This window comes from Pseudomonas lactucae, assembly GCF_036688725.1.
GTDB lineage: Bacteria > Pseudomonadota > Gammaproteobacteria > Pseudomonadales > Pseudomonadaceae > Aquipseudomonas > Aquipseudomonas lactucae.
The window spans coordinates 1-17,944 of sequence record NZ_JAQQPT010000020.1; the positions used below are offsets into that span (position 1 = coordinate 1).

Genomic DNA, 17,944 nt, shown 5'->3' on the forward strand with positions numbered 1-17,944 from the left:
GCCAGCAGCTCATCGAGTTCGGCCTGGGAGATGTACGCCAACAACTTTTCGCTGTTGGCCTTGAGATCCGATAGCAGCTCATACAACTGCGTGACGTTGTCCCACAGGTTGTAGAGGGCTTTGGCCAATCCGCTTGAAAACGCCAAGCCTTGCATCGCGCTGCGTTCGAACGGCCTGGCTTTGGCAAAATCCTTCCATTGGGCTTTATAGGTTTTCTTCCAATCGTCACGCAGACGGTCTTCCAAATCCGCGATCACCGACTGATAAGACGCATACAGCGCCTTGACGTGATCCCTGGAAACGTTGGGATAAAAAGTGATTTGGTATTTCTGGTCGCGGGTACATTCCTGGATTTCAAGAATGCCGCTGGGGCCAATGGTTCGATGGATGGGCGGGCCCGTCGGGCTGCCATCCTTGGCGATGGCTTGCAGCATCACCGGCGTGTTGCCGATAGGCACCGACCGTGTGCTTTCGAACATGTGCACCAGGGTCAGCGAGCCCTGGGCATCACACTTGGCGACGACAGCGTTGGGTTCTCTGGAAGAAACCGGCGCGATCAACGCAACCTCTTCGCCGACTTTGAAGACCTGCTCCACCTCAAGCGTCGAGCCACTCCAGAAGCTTTCGGCCCAGTCGTCAAAGGTGTTGAGGCACGCCCGGAAATCACGCAAGACGCCTTCAACGTCCGGCGCCTTGGCGTTCATGGGAGACAGGACGAACTTGCCTATGACCGGAATCAAGAGGCAGCCCCACTGAACAGGGCATTTATGGATGGGTGCATCGGCTGTCCCTCGCACTGAATGATCAGGCGAGGGACTTTGAAGAGGTTCGTCGGGTAAAGAAGTCGGCGTTATTCGCCAGGACGGCTAGGAGGTTTCGCCAAAACTTCAGGTAAACGGAGGGTCGATTGTAGGAGTCGGATTACAGGTTAATCAGTCCTACAGTTTCAACTGGCCAATCGCCTTGCTCAACTCTCCAGCCAGGGTGGCCAGCTCCTTGCTGGTGGTCGCCGAGTCCACGGTTTGCTGCACCGTGTTTTCGGTCACATCGCGGATGCTCACCACTGCGCGGTTCATCTCTTCGGCCACGTGGCTTTGCTGTTCGGCGGCGACGGCGATCTGGGTATTGCTCTCGCGCATCTGTGCCACTGCGCCGGTTATTTCGGCGAGTGCGGCACCGGCTTCCTGGGCCTGCTGCACGCAGTCGTCGGCCTTGAACGAGCTTTCCTGCATGAAGTCCACGGCGTCGCGGGTGCCGGCTTGCAGCGCCGAGACCATGCGGGTGATTTCGTCGGTGGAGCTTTGCACGCGCTTGGCGAGGTTGCGCACTTCGTCGGCGACCACGGCAAAGCCACGGCCCATTTCCCCGGCGCGGGCGGCCTCGATGGCGGCGTTGAGGGCGAGCAGGTTGGTCTGTTCGGCGATGCTGTGGATCACACTGACCACGCCGTTGATTTTCTGGCTGTCTTCGGCCAGTTTCTGGATCATTTCGGCGGTCTGTTGCACGCCGCTGGACAGACCCGCAATGGAGTGTTGCACGCGGGTCACCACGACTTGGCCGCTGCCGGCGAGGGTATCGGCAGCCTGGGATAAATCGCGGGTGGCGCCGGCGTGCTGGGCGATGTGGTGGACGGTGGTGGTCATCTCGTTGATCGCGGTGGCAGCCTGGTCGGTTTCGCTTTGCTGGCCGAGCATGCCGTGTTGCACCTCGTTCATGCTGCTGGCCAGGCGTGCGGCGCCTTCGTCCAGTTGCCGCGCGGTGCGAGCCACCGTGTTGACCACACGTTGGTAGCCGGCCTGCATGGCATTGAACGCAGTCGCCATCTGGCCGACTTCATCCTTGCACGCCAAGGGCACGCGGGCCGACAGATCGCCGGTTTTCTCCACGTGCAGCATCACGTCCTTGAGGGTGTTGAGCTGGCTGAGCAGGAAGCGAATCAGCAACTGCGAAGCGCCGAGCATGGCGAGCATCAGGATCAGCACTGCCACCGCATAGTTGGCGAAGCGCTCAGCGAACACCTGGCTCATGCTGGGGGCGAAAGCCAGCACGGCGATGTATTGCCCGTCCGGGCGGGCGATTACATCGGCACCCATCAGCGGGTTTTCGCCGAACAGCGGCATATGGTTGAGTTCGATCCAGCCCGTGGCTGTGCCCAAGGCTGACAGATCTTGATCACCTAGCTGTGGGACTTGGCCGCGCGCAAACGTCAGCCACTGTTCACCTTTGGGCAGCGGCTTGTCGACCGGCCATGCATTCAGCAGCCGCCCCTGGGCCTGCGCGGAGGCCTGGGATGCGGTGCTGCGCGCCTGCTGTTCGAGCTGCACGGCGTAGAGCACCAGCAGCAGGGTGGTGATGAAGGCGACCGCATTCACGGCCCAGAATTTGTACTTCAGCGAGATATTGCTAAGCCAGGCACCCATGGAAGGTTTTCTCTGATAGCGGAAACAGCATTGGCAAGGTGCCATTATTGTGCCGCTACTGAGGAAACCGGTTTTGACATGGGTCAATGCGCCGCATCAATCCAGGGCAGGCAGCCCAAAAAATGCGCGGGAGCAGGCGGTGCTGTGTTGGGCCAGGTCTTCTTGGCCCTCATTGCGGTGCAGTGCGACTTCGCGCAGTACTTCGGGCAAATACGCGGGTTCGTTGCGACCGTTTTTCGGTTTGGGTCGCAGGGTCCGCGGCAGCAGGTAGGGCGCGTCGCTTTCAAGCATCAGACGACCTCGGGGAATTTCTCTGACAAGCGGGTGCAGGTGTGTCCCACGGCGTTCATCGCAGATCCAACCGGTGATGCCGATGTGCAGGTCGAGGTCGAGGTAGCCGAACAGCGCCTGCTGTTCACCGGTAAAGCAATGCACCACCGCCGCAGTGAGGTGGTCGCGGTAGTCTTTGAGGATCTCCAACAGGCGCTGATTGGCGTCGCGCTCGTGCAGGAACACTGGCAGTTTCAGTTCGACGGCCAATGCCAGGTGCTGTTCCAGGACTTTTTCCTGCTGCGGGCGTGGGGAAAAGTCCCGGTTGAAATCCAGCCCGCACTCGCCCACCGCCCGTACGCGGTTGTTGCTGAGCACATTGCGCAAACGTTGGGCGCTGTCGCTGTTCCAGTCGCTGGCGGAGTGGGGGTGGATGCCGGCGGTGCTGAACAGTCGCTGGCCGCTTTCATCGAGCTTTACGCACAGCTCCAGTGCCTGTTCGCTGCCGTCGACGCTGGTACCGGTGAGCACCAATTGCTGTACGCCGGCGGCGTAGGCGCGGTCGAGAACGGCCTGGTGCCTGTCGTCGAAACTGGGGTTGGTCAGGTTGACGCCGATATCAATGAGTTGCATGGTGCTATCTCCGCCTGCGGCCGGAAAGCATATCAGAGCTGTAGAATTATAAGAAAATCGAAGAACTACAACGAGTTATAGCTGTCTTTGAACGTCGCGACCGACATTGTGGCTGGCCCAACGCCTTGCCCCTGGCCACGGTTGCCCGCAAAGCCTGCGCATAAAGCGCTCTGTTTCTGACCCCCAACGCCGCGTTTTTCGCGAGGGCGTTGGCCAGTTTTCTTTCCGGAGAGCGGATGATCCGACCCTCGGCGTTGCTTATGTTGTGCCTGACATTACTGCTGCCCATGGCGGCGGTCGCGCGTCTGGACGGGCCGCTGGAAGTGACCAAGTCTGGCAAGGTCCGCGACCTGGCAGAGATCCGCGCCAGTCGCACCCTGCGGGTATTGGTCAACCAGAGCCGTAACAGTTCCGGTGAAGTGCAAGGCCAGGCCATCGGTGTCGAGTACCATCGCCTGCGCGCTTTCGAGCAATACCTCAATGCCCGCGCACGAGATGGCCAGGAAATCAACCTCAAGATCATTCCAAAGGCCAAGGATCAGTTGCTGGGCGCCCTGGCCCGTGGCGAAGGTGATGTGGTCGCGCCCGGCGAATTACTGGATGTGAACGCCGCTCACAGGATCGCTACCAGTGACCCGATTGCCAGCGATGTGCCGCTGTGGCTGGTCGGCGTGAAAGGCGAACGTCGGTTCACCAAGCTGGAGCAACTGTCAGGGCGCACGCTGGCGCTGACCACTGGCAGTGCCGCCGCGGATGCGGTCAGCCAGGTCAATCAGAAGTTGGCACTGCACAAACAGCCGCCGATCAAGGTGGAATGGGTCGATCCGACGCTCGCGGTCGAAGATGTGCTGGAGATGGTCCAGGCCGGGATTTTTCATCTGACCATTGTAGAAAAGCCGATTGCCGAACGCTGGTCGAAGGTCCTGCCCAAGTTGCGCTTCGACAAACAGGTGGTGATCAATGAGCCGGGCGACGAGTACTGGTTTGTGCGCCAGGATGCCTCGATGCTGCGCGCCAGTATTGATCGATTTCTCAAGACCTATCACACGCCGTCCGACCAGGACGTGGCGTTCCAGCGCATCTACCGCCGCCTCTACCAAGTGCGTAATCCTCTGGCGCGCGCCGACCGCCAGCGTCTGGAAAAACTGCGTCCGGTATTGCAGAAACACGCCCGCGAGCAGGGCATGGATTGGCTTAACCTGGCGGCATTGGCCTTCAAGGAATCGGCGCTCGATCCAGGCGCGCGCAACAGCGGCGGCCCCACCGGCCTGATGCAGATCACACCCTCGGCGGCGCAACGGGTGGGCGTCAACAATATCGAGAATCTCGACAGTAACGTTCAAGCGGGGGCGCGTTATCTGGCGATGATCCGTCGCAAGTTTTTCGCCAGCCCCAAACTCAACGAACGCGAGCGCATGGCGTTTGTGCTGGCGGCGTACAACATGGGGCCCGAGCGCGTGCAGGGCATGCGCACCGAGGCCAAGCGCCGAGGGCTCAACCCCAACCAGTGGTTCTTCCAGGTTGAACGCATTGCCATGGAGCAGGTAGGGATGGGCGGCGTCAGCTATGTTAATAGCGTCAATAAGTACTATTTGGCGTTTGATCGGGAACGAGAGTCGCTGGAACCGCCGGCACCTAAAGTGGTATCACGTAAATAATCGATTATATTGATATTAATTAGGCATTTTTTCGGCTTTTATCATTGCTTAAACTGATTAATATAGCGGCCAACCAACCCCTACCTTGAAAAGGATTTGCACCATGAGCCCATTGATCAAAAGCATTCTGTCCACCCGTGCCGGCTACGGCTTGACCATCCTGCGCATCGTGGTCGGGGTCATTTTCGCTGCCCACGGCTCACAAAAACTCTTCGGCTGGTTTGGCGGCTACGGCCTGGCAGGTACCGCTCAGTGGATGGAGAGCATCGGCCTGGCGCCGGGCACCCTGATGGCGCTGTTGTCGGGCGGCACGGAGTTCTTCGCCGGTTTGGCGCTGATTATCGGTTTGCTGGTACGCCCTGCGGCATTGGGCCTGACCATCCTGTCGGTCGTGGCGATCTTGTCGGTGCATATCCACAACGGTCTGTTCATGGCCAACAATGGTTATGAGTTCGCTCTGGCCCTGCTCGGCGGCTCGCTGGCGGTGCTGCTCGAAGGTGCGGGGAAACTGTCTGCCGACCGTGCCATCGCCCATTAAGGGCACTGTAGTAACCGAAAAGGCCCGCACCCTGGTGTGGGCCTTTTCGTTGCTCTGGATTCTTGACACCGCCCCACCGGCTTCTCTACGATGCCGCTCATGCGCCGATTTAAACAGCTAATTGCGGGGCGCCACCGGGACTCATTGAAGCCCGACAGAAGCCGGGTCCAGACCCGCTTTGAAATTCCGCTAAAGCGCTGGTTCGGTGTTGCCTCTCACCTGCCCGCAGACTTTTGAGGCAGAGACACGACACGATGAATGCACCACGCCCCCTCATACGCCTGGCCCCGATCACCGCGGACCTCACTCAACGCAATCCAAAAATCCTCCTGGGCGGCAAGCACCAGCCGACGCTATTGCGTTACCTGGACGGTTGGCCACGGCGTACCGGACGACCTTCGGCGTTTCTGATCCAGTTTGTCGAAGACGGCGATTCCCTGGCCCGCTTTGCCAGCAACAGCTTTGACCTCGCGGTTATCCAGGCGCCCAGTGTCGGCGATGCGGAAGAAGTGATCCGCCAACTGACGCGCATTGCACGTCAGGGCTTGATCGCTCGTCGTTGATTGCCTTTGGTGGGGCGTTCAGTGAAACACCGTGCCGGCTCGTGAGTAACGACGATGCTGGCGCAGGTAAATGCCCCAGGCGATCAGGCATAACATCAGCGGTATTGTGAAGATCAGCAGCAGTTTTATCGCCAGTTCCAGGCGATGTACCTGGGCGTACGCTTCAACTTTCAAGGCATGCAGCTCGATGGGCAGGCGCAGGCGCTCCTTGTTGAGCGCTTGCAGCTGTGAGCTGGTATCTACCGTCTGGCTCACCACGCCGAGCGTCGACGGGCTCAGCAATTGCCATTCCTGCTCCGTTTGTTGCAGGCGCCGCTCCAGTTCGGCTGCTTCGTCACGATAGGCCCGCGCGGCGTTGTCGCGCATCTCGCTGAGTCTGTTCGGCAACTTCCGCGTCGGTGTACGCGGCCGGACGCTGGCGAGCGCATCGGGGGCGGTCAGGTTGTCCAGGGTGTTGAGGATAAACAGCATGTTGCCGTCGGGCGCTGAGCCGGCGACTTGATCGGTCAGCATGTCGGTGTCCGCGACCACCACCACCTGAATCTGCGTCGCTTTTTGCAACCCGCCCGGCTGACCCTTGATGCCGTCGGGAAAGATCGAATGAGCCGGCCCCTCGATACGGGCCGCGATCACATGGGGTTGCGCTTGCGTGGACGATGCATCGATCAGTGAGCCGAACTCGGTTGCCGAAGCAAAGCGGTCCGTGTCCAGCAATACCGATTGCCTGGAGCTTTGCAGGAGCGGGGTGAGGTGGGTACGACTGTTTTTGAGGGGCAATAGGGCGCCGCTGCTCGACAGCGTTACCCGGTTCAGCTTCCAACTGCTGATGTCGTGGGGGTTCATCGCGTCCCGGGGCAGGTTCAAGCGGGCCGGATGGAGTATCCCGGGTTTTCCCGGCTCCGGCGTTACCGAGGACGCGTAGAGGGGGTCGACAAGCAACTTGTCTTGCGGCATCTGCATGCCCCAGGCCGCCAGCAGTTCGTCCAACCTGGCATTGGCCGGCGTGGCGTTTGGGCCTTGCCCGCTGACGGGGTCGATAAACATCATCAACCTTCCGCCCCTCAATACAAATTGTTCAATCCCATACAACGTTTGCTCAGGCAGCGCACGTGGTTGCACGACGATCAGCGTCTGGACGTGTTCGGGCACACGTCCGGTGGCCCCCCCCAGATTGACCAGCGTGAAGTGAGGTTGCAGTGTCTTCAGCAGCCCGCTGGCGGACTCGTCCATCGCCAAACCTGACAGCAGCCCCACAACCCTGGGCTTCGGGTGCTGCAGTTTATGAATCAGGTGGCTGATTTCATATTCGAGCAGCGGTTCCCGGTCGAGGCTGAAAGCTTCAATGCGTTGTGCGCCGAGACCTGCGCGGGTACCGATCAAACCGAGGAAGCCCGCCTGATGGTCGAGGCCATAGAGCTGGGCCTTATAGGCATCTTCCGAAAACGGTGCAGGGTCGATAATGTGCAGGTTGAGCATGCCCTTCGCTGCCTTTTCGTATTCGCCAAGCAGGTCTTCGATGTGCTTGCCGTAGCGTCTCAGGGCATGGCTTCTGTTGGGGGCGTCGCTCGCGTTGAAATAGTACAGGTCCACAGGATGTTCCAATGACGCAAGTAACTGGCGTGCTGGAGGCGAGGGGGTATGGGTTTGCTGTTGGGAGACATCCCAGCGGATATCGGGAAGTTTGCCTAGCCAAACCAGATTGAATGCCAGAAACAGTAACAACAGGACAGCGAGTGTCATGCCGGTGCGCAGAGTGGAACGCATGGAGGGCTTTCCTTCTCAGCGGTTTTTGTAATTAAGAGTGACTGTTGTTGCGGTGAGAAAGGCGAGGATAATGCTGATGAAGTAAGCACTGTCGTGAAGCGTTAGTTTGCCACTGTCGAGCATGCTGAAGCGTGAGTGGGGATTAAGCGTGGCCAAACTATCAACGATCCAGATCGGTGCCTGATGCTCAAGAGCGTCTACCACCGAAGATAGGCCGGAGGCTATCAATAACAAGCTTGATGTCAATATGAACACCACCGTACGCTGGCGTATAAATGTGCAAATAAAACAACCGACAGACAAATAGCTTCCCGACAGAAGCCAACTTGCCAGCAATTGCGAGGCGATGACGCTGTTATCCGCAGTTCCGACGAAGTTGGCAAAAATGACCAGTGGAAACGTTAATATCAGGGCCCAACCCGCCACCACCCAAGCGGCCAGAAACTTGCCGATCGCAAGTTCAGCCCCGGTGACGGGGAGTGATTTCATCAGGTCACGAAAACCGACATGGGATTCGTCCGACCAAAGCTGCGTCGCCAGGGCAGGCATCAGCAGCAGATAGAGCCAGGGGTGTAACTGGAAGAACAGGCGCAAATCGTGGATGTCCTGCTCCAGCCATCGGCTGGCGTACAGCCCCAGGGCCATGGTCAGGGCTAGAAATATGGCGACACTTACGTAGGTGGCAGGTGACCCGGCATAGCAAGCGAGCTGGCGCTTGAAGATGGTGGACAGCAGTCTCAAGGAAGAACCTCCTGGCTCAAGTGCCGAACCACATCGTTCACGCGACCGGGCTCCAGGCTCAATGTATTGATTTTCCAACCGCGGTTGGCGATGAGTGAATGAACGTGTGAGTAGATAGCGTGCCCCGGCATGGCAAGTACGGTCACCGTGCCAGGGGTGTGTCGATGCTCTTCGATGCCGGCGACCCCCGGCAGTACGGCAAGGGCCAGCAGGTCCAGCGGCGCATCGGCGGTGAGCGTGACTGCCTGGAAATGGCGGGAGTCACGCTGTAGGTCGGGCAGAGGGGCATCGGCGACCAGGCGTCCGCCTGCGATAACCAGCGCCCGCGTGCAGAGCGCTGACAATTCATCGCTATTGCGGGAGGCGATGATCACCAGCATGTCTTGGGTCAGGGACTGAATGAGTTGCCTGAACGGGTGCTTTTGATCAGGCGCGAGCCCCTCGGTCGGCTCGTCCAGTAACAACAAGGCGGGGTTATGCACAATGGCCTGCGCAATCGCGACTCTGCGCTTCAGACCGGTGCAGAGGGCGTCGAGGGGCGCGTTGAGAACCGGTAGCAGCTCCAGGCGGGTGGCGGCGTGTTCCACGCGGGTGCGTTTTTCTGCACCGTTGAATCCGCGAAGGGCGGCGATGTAATAAAGGAATTCCCTTACATACATCGTCGGATGAGTGAGTATGCGGTCAAGTTGATAACCGACCAGACTTTTGGCTTTAAGAGTCTGGGCTTGAGTGTTGAAGCCCTGAATAGTGATATGCCCACTGGAGGGTGTTATCGAGGCCGATATCAGATCCAGCAAGGTGGTCTTGGCTTTACCGTCCTCTCCAAAGAGTCCCAGGCATTCCTGTTGTTTGGCGCTGAATGAAAAACCGCTGATTATATTTTTCTTGTCCAGGTGTTTTGTGAGATTGCTTATTTCGATCATTTTTTTACCGAATAAGTTTGGCAGGACAGAGAGGGCTGAGGTTGAAAGGGTACGGTTAATGATCATGTTTGGGAACGACGATCACTACTTATAAGACAAGTCCTACGTGCGTTCCCGGTGAGTCACTGAAACAATTGGTGTGTGTTTTGAATGCCTGAATGCTGAATGTTTAATTGATGTTTATATAAACTTCCATCCTTTTAATAAGGTCATGATTGACATGATGCTGCTACGTACTCTTGTTCTTGAGCGCAACGGTCAGGATGCGCCGGTCAACGGCGCTCTGCTCTGCGGGTTTGCCGTCGGTCAGATAGCCTCCAATTTTCTGGTTTATAGCTTGGACGAGGAGGTTGAACCGGGGAGCTCCAGGGTCTATATCGCGGCCTTGCGCAAAAAACTCGAACGCTATTTTCTGAGCGGGATTGAATCCAAGGAAGACCTGCAGATCGCCATGCACGTGTTCAAGCAAATCCTGATGCTGGCCAGCACGTCGGGCGCCAAGGCGGGCGGTGTCACCGAAACCCAGGTGCCTTACTATTTCGTCGATCTCAAAGGCTGCAAGTTGCCGCCTGCCAGGCCCGAAGACCATCACTCGGTCAACATCAAGAAGGCGCTGGTGATGAAAGTGATCACATTGGGAATATCCGCCCCTACGCTGCCTGCGATCGAAAGTACGTCGTTGATCGTGCCGTCCATTCGGTTTTCATCGCAAATGATCTCGCCACCCAGAAGTGGGAGCCCCGCTGAACCTGACCGGCAACCTGAACACGAACAATCGCTTGAAGAAAGCCTGCAGACTGCGGTTGAAACACCGTTGGTCCGGGTGTCGGTCGCGCCTGCTGATGTGCAGGAGCCTGGCCTGCCATCGAAGCCTCAACTACCGGCGCCGACCGAGCACGATGCCTTGCCCGAAGTGGACAGTACGTTGACCAACCTGGCGCGCGTCGCCCAGGAACTGACGCAACAAAAACATGCGGTACTTGAACGTGAGGCCACGCTGGAGCAGTGGCAGGTTCGGCTACAGCACGAGCAGAACCAGATGGATGACAAGGCGCGAGCCTTGGAGCAGCGCTGTGCGCAGTTGCATGATCAAACGCAGGCATTCAACCAGAAGGCCGATGCGTTGAACCTGATGAAGTCGCAATTGGCGCAGTTGCGCCAGAATCTGCAAGGGATGCTGCACGCGCTGGATCAGGTGCTGGAGGGGTGAAGCTGAACGGGTCTGGCTACTTTCCCGGGTTCATTTATCATCAACGTCAGCCCGTCGGTGCCAGGACTCGGAACCTGGCGTATCGTCATCACTGCACATTGCCTGGGGATGCAAGCGTTTGAGTACCAAGCTGATAACCAAAGAAGGTCATGAGGCGCTGAAAAAAGAGCTGGATTACCTGTGGCGCGAAAAGCGTCCAGACACCACGCGCAAAGTAACTTGGGCGGCTTCGCTTGGGGATCGCAGCGAAAACGCCGACTACCAATACAACAAAAAGCTGCTGCGCGAAATCGACCGTCGCGTGCGCTACCTGCGCAAGCGCCTGGAAGACATGCGCGTTGTGGAGTACATGCCCGAACAGGAAGGCAAGGTGTTCTTCGGTGCCTGGGTGGATATCGAAAACGAGAAAGGCGAAACCAAGCGTTTTCGCATCGTTGGCTACGACGAGATTTATGATCGAATGGACTACATCTCCATCGATTCACCCATGGCCCGCGCGCTGTTACGCAAGGAGGTCGACGATGAAGCCATCGTGCAGACCCCCAATGGCGAAGTGTGTTGGTGGATCACCGGTATCGAGTACGTAAAGTAGGCGACCGTGGCTCGCACGCGGTGAGGCATGCCTGCCATCGGTCGATCAGCCTTCGCGCAGAACGGTCAGTGGGCTGGCGTTCAGCGCGCGACGCGTACCGAATACTCCGGCGCCCCCGATCAACACTGCGCCTATGACCGGCAGCAGTAACAGCCAAGGGTGCGGTTGCCAGGCCAGGTCGAAGGCATAGCGGTACAGCACCCAGGTCACCAGTTCGGTGCCCAGCGCCGCCAACAGCCCGCTGACGGCTCCCAGCAAGCCGAATTCGATGCGTCGGGCCTTGACCAGCAACCTACGTTCAGCACCCAGTGCACGCAGCAGCGCACCCTGGCGGATACGTTCATCCAGGGTGGCCTGAAGGCCGGAGAACAGCACCGCCATCCCCGCCGCGAGCACAAACAACAGCACGTACTCCACTGCCAGGGTCACTTGGGCGAGGATGCTGCGCAACTGCTCCAGCAGGGCTTCGACCTGCAGGATGGTCACGGCCGGGAACGCCCGTGACAGATCGACGATCTGCGAGTCATGGCCCGGAGCCAGGTAGAAGCTGGTCAGGTACGTGGCTGGCAGGTCCTTCAAGGTGCCCGGCTGGAAAATCATGAAGAAGTTGGGTTGGAAGTTATCCCAATTGATGGTGCGAAGGCTGGTCACCCGCGCTTCGCGATTTTCCCCGGCGATAGTGAATACCAGGTGATCGTTGAGCTTGAGCTTGAGGCTTTCGGCAACCTTGGCTTCTACCGAGACGCCGGGGATGCCATCGCCGGGTTGCTGCGACCACCACGAACCCGCGGTGAGCACATTGCCCGGTGGCAGTTCGGCGGCCCAGGTCAGACTCAAGTCGCGCTGCACCGCGCGGTCACCGCTGGAGTCCTTGCTGACAATCTCCTGCACCGGCGCGCCATTGATGCTGATCAGTCGGCCCGGTACCACCGGGTACAACGGCGCCGATTGTGCCTGTACTTCCAGCAGGCGTGCACCAAAGGCGTCCTTGTCGGCCGGCAGGATGTTCAGCGCGAAATAGTTGGGGGCGTCCTTGGGCAGCTGGTTTTGCCAGGTGTCCAGCAATTCGCCACGCAGCAGGGCGATCAAGCCCATGGACAACAGGATCAAGCCGAACGCCAGGGATTGGCCGGCCGCCGCCAGTGGATGGCGCAACAACTGGCCCAGGCCCAGGCGCCAGGGCAGGGCGGCCCGGGCCAGCAAGCGTCGCAGACTCTGCAGCAACAGCAGCAGCAAGCCACCCAGGACCAGGGCCGCCACGACGCCACCGCCCAACAGGGCGAAGGTCAGCACCAGGTCGAGGCTCAGGCGCCACATGATCAGGCCCAGGGCGAACAGGGCTGCGCCGTAGACCATCCAGGTGCTGGAAGGAATGGGCAGCAGATCGCGACGCAACACCCGCAGCGGCGGTACGCGGCCCAGCGCAGCCAACGGCGGCAGGGCGAAGCCGGCGAGGGCGACCAGCCCGGTGCCGATTCCGGCAACGGCGGGTAACAGCCCGCCGGGCGGCACGTCGGCCGGTAGCAGGTCGTGCAGGAAGTAGAACAGACCAAACTGCGCCAGCCAGCCGAGCACAGCGCCGGCCAGGCTCGCCAGCAAGCCCAGGACCGTCAGTTGCAGGCTGAACAACAGCATGGCTTCGCGTCGCGACAACCCCAGGCAGCGCAACAGCGCACTGGCATCGAAACGTCGGGTCGCAAAGCGGTTGGCCGACAAGGCCACGGCCACACCGGCCAGTAACACGGCCACCAGGCTCGCCATGTTCAGGTAGCGCTCGGCCTTGCCCAGGGCCCCGCCGATCTGCTGGTTGCCGTCCCGTGAGTCTTGCAGGCGCTGGTTAGCGGCCAGGCCCGGTTTGATCAAGTCGCGATAAGTCTGCAACGCGGTACTGCCTTGTGGGCCACGCCACAGCTCGCGGTAACTGACGCGGCTGCCGGGCTGGACCACGCCGGTGGCGTCAAGGTCCGCCAGGTTGATCATGACCCGGGGCGTGAGGCTGTAGAAGTTGCCGGCGCGGTCCGGCTCATAGGTGAGCACGCGGGCCAGGCGCAGGGTCTTCATGCCCACATCGATGCTGTCGCCGACTTTGAGGTCCAGCGCTGTCAACAGGCGCGCTTCCACCCACGCTTCACCGGGTTTCGGTTCGCCGCCCGGGGTTTGCTCGGCGAAGGGCGCGGCGGCGCTTTTGAGTTCGCCGCGCAGCGGGTATTGCTCGCTGACCGCTTTGACACTGGAGAGCTGGATGCCGTTGTCGGTGGCGATGACGCTGGAGAATTCCACCACGCGGGCATGGTCCAGGCCCAGTTCGGTGCCGGAGCGGATTTGCTCCGGGCGGGCCGGCGAGCTGCCTTCGAGCACCAGGTCGGCACCCAGGAATTCGGTGGCGCGCAACAGCATGGCGCCGTTGAGACGCGCACCGAAGTAGCCGATGGCGGTACTGGCGGCCACAGCCACCAACAAGGCAAAGAACAACACGCGCAATTCGCCGGCGCGGGCATCGCGCAGTAATTGGCGCATGGCCAGGCTGAACAGGCGCAACAGCGGCAAACGTGCCATCAAGGCTCCAGGGGGGCGACCATCAGGCCGGCTTCAAGACGGATCAGGCGCCGGCAACGGTGGGCCAGGCGCTCGTCATGGGTGACCAGCACCAGCGTCGTGCCGTTCTCTTTATTGAGTTCGAACAGCAAGTCACTGATGCGCTCGCCGGTATGGCTGTCGAGGTTGCCGGTGGGTTCGTCGGCAAACAGCACGTCCGGCTCGGCGGCAAAGGCGCGGGCAATCGCCACGCGTTGCTGTTCGCCACCAGAGAGTTGGCGCGGCGAGTGGGTCAGGCGTTGGCCCAGGCCTACGCGCTCCAGCAGGTGTCTGGCGCGCTCGCGGGCATCTTTGCGGCCGTCCAGTTCCAGCGGCAGCATCACATTTTCCAGTGCATTGAGGCTGTCGAGCAGTTGGAACGACTGGAACACGAAGCCTACGTGTTCGGCGCGGATGCGCGCCCGTTGGTCTTCGTCGAGACTGCTGAGCGCCTGGCCGGCGAGGGTGACTTCGCCGCTGCTGGGCAGGTCGAGGCCGGCCAGCAGGCCCAGGAGGGTGGATTTGCCGGAGCCGGAGCTGCCGACGATAGCCAGGCTGTCGCCCTTGTTCAGTTCCAGGCTCAGTTCGTGCAGGATAGTCAGTTCACCTTCCGCGCTGGGAACCACTTTGCTGAGGTTTCGCGCGGTGAGAATGCTTGCGCCCATGGAGAGTCCGATGCGAATGTGGTTTTTGAGTGCTGGCCTGGCCTTGTTGTGCGTGGCCCAGAGCGCAGCGGCGGGTACGATCCTGATCGTCGGCGATAGTATCAGTGCCGGTTTCGGCCTGGATACCCGCAAAGGATGGGTTGCATTGCTGGAGCAACGCCTCAAGAAGGAAGGTTTCGACGATAAAGTGGTCAACGCCTCCATCAGTGGCGATACCAGTGCCGGAGGGCTCGCGCGGCTGCCGGCGGCGCTTGCGGAGCATAAGCCGGACGTGGTGGTTATCGAGCTTGGGGGCAATGATGGCTTGCGCGGGCAGCCGCCGGCGCAATTGCAACAAAATCTTGCGTCGATGATTGATCAGTCCAGGGCCGGCGGCGCCAAGGTACTGTTGTTGGGGATGCAGTTACCACCTAATTACGGTCCGCGATACACCAAGGCCTTTGCCGAAGTCTTTGGCACATTGGCCAAGGAAAAAGACATTCCGCTGGTACCGTTTTTCCTTGAAGGTATAGGCGGCCATCCGGAGTTGATGCAGGCTGACCAACTGCACCCGGCGGTCGCCGCCCAGGGCAAGTTGCTGGAAAATGTCTGGCCGGCGCTGAAACCGCTGTTATGACGCTTTTCTACCGGCAGGCTTTCGGCTAAGGTGGCGCCCCCCCGATCTGGAGCCCCCGATGTCGCGTCCTGCCTGGTCCCTGTTTAATTACCAACTGATCGAACCGGACGAGCAGCTGGATCTGTTCGCCTGCCAGGAAGTGCGGGTACATCTGGTCACGCGTCAATTGGAGCTGGGGGGCTCTATCGATCGCACGCTGTGCGGCACTTTATTGCCGGCGCAACCACGCTGGTCGCTGGTCGATCGATCGATTTTTCAGGATCAGCGCCTGTGCCCCTTATGCCGGGCCATTCTTGAGTCCCAGAAGCGTGGCACGCCGCCGATCTGGCCGGAGTTGCGTTTCGAACTCTAGGAGCTCTACACGCTTGCGGTTAGAGGCTCGCTTCACGTATACAATCGATTTTTACCTACCCGTCGTTCTGCGAAGGATTTTCCGGATGTTGTCGCGCCTTTCCGTCGTCACCTGCTGCCTGTCTCTCGCTGCACTCTGTGCGTCCGGTTCTGCGTCCGCGTTGCAGTTGCCTTTGCCACCACCCGGTGAGGACATCGTCGGCCAGGTCCAGGTGATCAAGGCCAAGTACGAAGACACCTTCGCCGACCTGGGCACTACCTACGACCTGGGCTATTCGGAGATGGTTGCGGCCAACCCCGGTGTCGATGCCTGGTTGCCGGGGGCGGGCACCGAGATCGTATTGCCGACGCGCTTCATCCTGCCACCGGGGCCTCGTGAAGGCATCGTGATCAACCTGGCGGAGTACCGGCTCTATTACTTCCCCAAGGGCCAGAACGTGGTCTACACCTTCCCGCTGGGGATTGGTCGCGAGGGCTGGGGCTCGCCGATTGCCCATACCAGCATCATCGCCAAGACACCGAACCCGACCTGGACGCCACCGGCTTCCATCAAGGCCGAACACGCCGCCAATGGTGACCCGTTGCCCAATGTGGTACCGGCCGGCCCGGACAACCCCCTGGGCCCGTTCAAGTTCACCCTGGGCACACCGGGTTACCTGATCCACGGTTCCAACATGAAGTTCGGCATCGGCACGCGCACCAGTCACGGTTGCTTCCGCATGTTCAACAACAACGTGCTGGAGATGGCCGGCATGGTGCCGGTGGGCACTTCGGTGCGCATCATCAATGATGCCTACAAGTTCGGCAGCAGCGGCGGCAAGGTCTATCTCGAAGCCCATACGCCGTTGAACGACGATGGCACGCCGTCGGTGGTCGACAAGCACACGGCGGTGATCAACGCGTTGCTCAAGCGTGAAGACCTGGCCAATAACCTGCGAGTCAACTGGGATCAGGTGCGTGATGTGGTGGCGGCGGAAGAGGGCTTGCCCACCGAAATCGGTGTGCCGGGCGCTGCGCCGATAGCCTCCAGCGCGCCGATTGATCTGCAGTAATAAACCCGAGCAAACCCTGTGAGAGGAGGCTTGCTCCCGATAGCGGCCGGTCGTTACCTGATGTGCTGACGGTTAACCCGTTATGGGGAACAAGTCGAGACGCCGCAACGTTCCTCTCGCATTCAGGCAATAAAAAAGCCGACCCATAAATGGATCGGCTTGATAACAACCCCGAGGGGTTATTACTTGCGGCTAGCTTTTTCAAGCATGCGCAGAGCGCGCTCGTTAGCTTCGTCAGCAGTCTGTTGTGCTTTTTGAGCAGCAGCCAGAGCTTCATCAGCTTTACGGTAGGCTTCGTCTGCACGGGCCTGGGAGCGAGCTGCTGCGTCTTCAGTTGCAGTCAGACGAGCTTCGGTTTCTTTGGAGACGCTGCTGCAACCGGTAGCCAGAACTGCGGCCAGAGCCAGAGCAGAGAATTTCAGAACGTTGTTCATCGTGTTCCCCTTCAAGGACTTTCTATTAAATGGCTACTTTCTCAGAGTGAGCTAATAGCCGGCGTACATACTACCCATTACTTGTAGTAAGTAAACTGACGTAGCGCAAGAAGCAAAAAAAATTCTCGCGGCGAATCTGTTTTGGCTAACCTTTTGGGGATTTGTATAAAAAGCGTCCAATTTTTTTCGATCGGGCGCAAATGAGACCCAGGCTGAAAGGGCCGGCCCGCATGTGCCAAGCCTTGCAGATAGATGAAAATTTATATATTCATCTCGACACTTGCGTTGCGTTGACTGTGGCCTTGCCGGGCATCTTTTACGCATGTAGAGGTGACTTTAAGAGCGCCTGTTCGTCTCAAGGTTCAACAGCCGGCAATGTTCAGGCTTTCGATCCGCGACGGGTCGAGGTCTTTTCTATATCCACCCGTGGCAGGGGATGACGAGTGCGCCTTGAGCAATCGCAGGATTGGTGCCTACTATTCCCTACGTGCAGGTGTGAGCGCTCAAGGTTTTCTCGTTGTCGAAACCGGCACGGGGTGGCGTAGATGTTCCTTCGCCGGAAAAACATCGGTAAGGTAGGGGTCAGAAACCAAGACCCGCAAGGAGTAGTGATGAGCGAGGCGTTGTCCATCCACCATGACCAGGCTGGTCATCAGTTCGAGACCAATGTGGACGGTCATCGTGCCTATCTGACCTATATGGACCTTGGGAAGCAGACCCTGGATATCTATCGGACCTTTGTGCCTAACGCACTGCGGGGCCGTGGCATTGCGGCGGCGCTGACCGAAGCGGCCTTGAAGTTTGCCGAAGAGGCTGGCTACACGGTGATTCCGTCCTGCTCCTATGTCGAGCGCTACATGGAGCGCCACCAGCGCCATGCCGCGAAGCTGTAAGGCATAAAACAGCCGTGTAAAAAAACGCCGGGCTCAGCCCGGCGTTT

17 protein-coding genes and 1 pseudogene are annotated in these 17,944 nt (G+C 59.5%); 9 read left to right on the top strand and 9 right to left on the bottom strand.

The window, feature by feature from the left end:
• The 3 genes and pseudogenes from V6M90_RS21830 to V6M90_RS21840 form a co-directional block, all read right to left on the bottom strand.
• Positions 1-740 (bottom strand): annotated as a pseudogene (locus V6M90_RS21830) (type IV secretion protein Rhs); the annotation flags it as partial.
• 198 nt (positions 741-938) lie between these two features.
• Entirely contained in the window at positions 939-2,420 is a 1,482-nt protein-coding gene (locus V6M90_RS21835; protein ID WP_042944377.1) for a methyl-accepting chemotaxis protein, read from the bottom strand.
• Between the two features lie 96 nt (positions 2,421-2,516).
• Positions 2,517-3,323 (bottom strand): TatD family hydrolase, encoded by an 807-nt coding sequence (locus tag V6M90_RS21840; protein WP_332847135.1) that lies wholly within the window; start codon positions 3,321-3,323, stop codon positions 2,517-2,519.
• Positions 3,324-3,559: 236 nt separating this feature from the next.
• Here V6M90_RS21840 and V6M90_RS21845 point away from each other — a divergent pair, with 236 nt between their 5' ends.
• The 3 genes from V6M90_RS21845 to V6M90_RS21855 all read left to right on the top strand — a co-directional run bounded on the left by V6M90_RS21845 (position 3,560) and on the right by V6M90_RS21855 (position 6,082).
• Positions 3,560-4,981: an MltF family protein gene (locus tag V6M90_RS21845; RefSeq protein WP_332847136.1), complete on the top strand. Its 1,422-nt coding sequence runs from the start codon at positions 3,560-3,562 to the stop codon at positions 4,979-4,981.
• Between the two features lie 103 nt (positions 4,982-5,084).
• Positions 5,085-5,519 (top strand): DoxX family protein, encoded by a 435-nt coding sequence (locus tag V6M90_RS21850; RefSeq protein ID WP_003172694.1) that lies wholly within the window; start codon positions 5,085-5,087, stop codon positions 5,517-5,519.
• Between the two features lie 254 nt (positions 5,520-5,773).
• Positions 5,774-6,082, top strand: a complete 309-nt coding sequence (locus V6M90_RS21855) for a class I SAM-dependent methyltransferase (protein ID WP_305428838.1) — start codon at positions 5,774-5,776, stop codon at positions 6,080-6,082.
• A gap of 18 nt (positions 6,083-6,100) precedes the next feature.
• Here the strand turns inward: V6M90_RS21855 and V6M90_RS21860 are convergent, their stop codons facing one another.
• The 3 genes from V6M90_RS21860 to V6M90_RS21870 are packed head-to-tail and all read right to left on the bottom strand — an operon-like array spanning position 6,101 to position 9,510.
• Complete coding sequence (locus V6M90_RS21860) at positions 6,101-7,846, bottom strand: Gldg family protein (RefSeq protein ID WP_332847137.1); 1,746 nt, start codon at positions 7,844-7,846, stop codon at positions 6,101-6,103.
• Positions 7,847-7,861: 15 nt separating this feature from the next.
• Positions 7,862-8,587 (bottom strand): ABC transporter permease, encoded by a 726-nt coding sequence (locus V6M90_RS21865; RefSeq protein ID WP_305428842.1) that lies wholly within the window; start codon positions 8,585-8,587, stop codon positions 7,862-7,864.
• On the bottom strand, positions 8,584-9,510 hold the full coding sequence (locus V6M90_RS21870) for an ABC transporter ATP-binding protein (protein WP_141063769.1): 927 nt from the start codon (positions 9,508-9,510) through the stop codon (positions 8,584-8,586). The genes V6M90_RS21865 and V6M90_RS21870 overlap by 4 nt, the downstream gene beginning before the upstream one ends.
• A gap of 220 nt (positions 9,511-9,730) precedes the next feature.
• Between V6M90_RS21870 and V6M90_RS21875 the strand changes: the two genes are divergently transcribed.
• Both V6M90_RS21875 and greB read left to right on the top strand, forming a co-directional pair.
• Positions 9,731-10,720 (top strand): hypothetical protein, encoded by a 990-nt coding sequence (locus tag V6M90_RS21875; RefSeq protein WP_141063768.1) that lies wholly within the window; start codon positions 9,731-9,733, stop codon positions 10,718-10,720.
• Between the two features lie 118 nt (positions 10,721-10,838).
• Positions 10,839-11,312 (top strand): transcription elongation factor GreB, encoded by a 474-nt coding sequence (greB, locus tag V6M90_RS21880; RefSeq protein WP_003172701.1) that lies wholly within the window; start codon positions 10,839-10,841, stop codon positions 11,310-11,312.
• 45 nt (positions 11,313-11,357) lie between these two features.
• On the opposite strand, the gene V6M90_RS21885 is transcribed toward greB, so the two are convergent.
• Positions 11,358-13,868: an ABC transporter permease gene (locus V6M90_RS21885; protein ID WP_332847138.1), complete on the bottom strand. Its 2,511-nt coding sequence runs from the start codon at positions 13,866-13,868 to the stop codon at positions 11,358-11,360.
• Complete coding sequence (locus tag V6M90_RS21890; protein ID WP_078732218.1) at positions 13,868-14,551, bottom strand: ABC transporter ATP-binding protein; 684 nt, start codon at positions 14,549-14,551, stop codon at positions 13,868-13,870. The genes V6M90_RS21885 and V6M90_RS21890 overlap by 1 nt, the downstream gene beginning before the upstream one ends.
• 10 nt (positions 14,552-14,561) lie before the next feature.
• On the opposite strand from V6M90_RS21890, the gene V6M90_RS21895 reads away from it, so the two are divergent.
• The 3 genes from V6M90_RS21895 to V6M90_RS21905 all read left to right on the top strand — a co-directional run bounded on the left by V6M90_RS21895 (position 14,562) and on the right by V6M90_RS21905 (position 16,570).
• Complete coding sequence (locus V6M90_RS21895) at positions 14,562-15,167, top strand: arylesterase (RefSeq protein ID WP_003172704.1); 606 nt, start codon at positions 14,562-14,564, stop codon at positions 15,165-15,167.
• A gap of 58 nt (positions 15,168-15,225) precedes the next feature.
• Positions 15,226-15,519 (top strand): hypothetical protein, encoded by a 294-nt coding sequence (locus V6M90_RS21900; protein WP_003172705.1) that lies wholly within the window; start codon positions 15,226-15,228, stop codon positions 15,517-15,519.
• An 85-nt stretch (positions 15,520-15,604) separates the two neighbouring features.
• A complete protein-coding gene (locus tag V6M90_RS21905; protein ID WP_003172706.1) occupies positions 15,605-16,570 on the top strand; it encodes a L,D-transpeptidase family protein in 966 nt (321 codons plus the stop codon).
• A gap of 182 nt (positions 16,571-16,752) precedes the next feature.
• Here the strand turns inward: V6M90_RS21905 and oprI are convergent, their stop codons facing one another.
• The gene (gene oprI, locus V6M90_RS21910) at positions 16,753-17,004 is read right to left on the bottom strand and encodes an outer membrane lipoprotei OprI (RefSeq protein WP_003172710.1); all 252 of its coding nucleotides are present in this window, start codon (positions 17,002-17,004) and stop codon (positions 16,753-16,755) included.
• Positions 17,005-17,615: 611 nt separating this feature from the next.
• Between oprI and V6M90_RS21915 the strand changes: the two genes are divergently transcribed.
• Positions 17,616-17,897, top strand: a complete 282-nt coding sequence (locus tag V6M90_RS21915; RefSeq protein WP_042944380.1) for a GNAT family N-acetyltransferase — start codon at positions 17,616-17,618, stop codon at positions 17,895-17,897.
• The last annotated feature ends 47 nt before the right edge of the window (positions 17,898-17,944 follow it).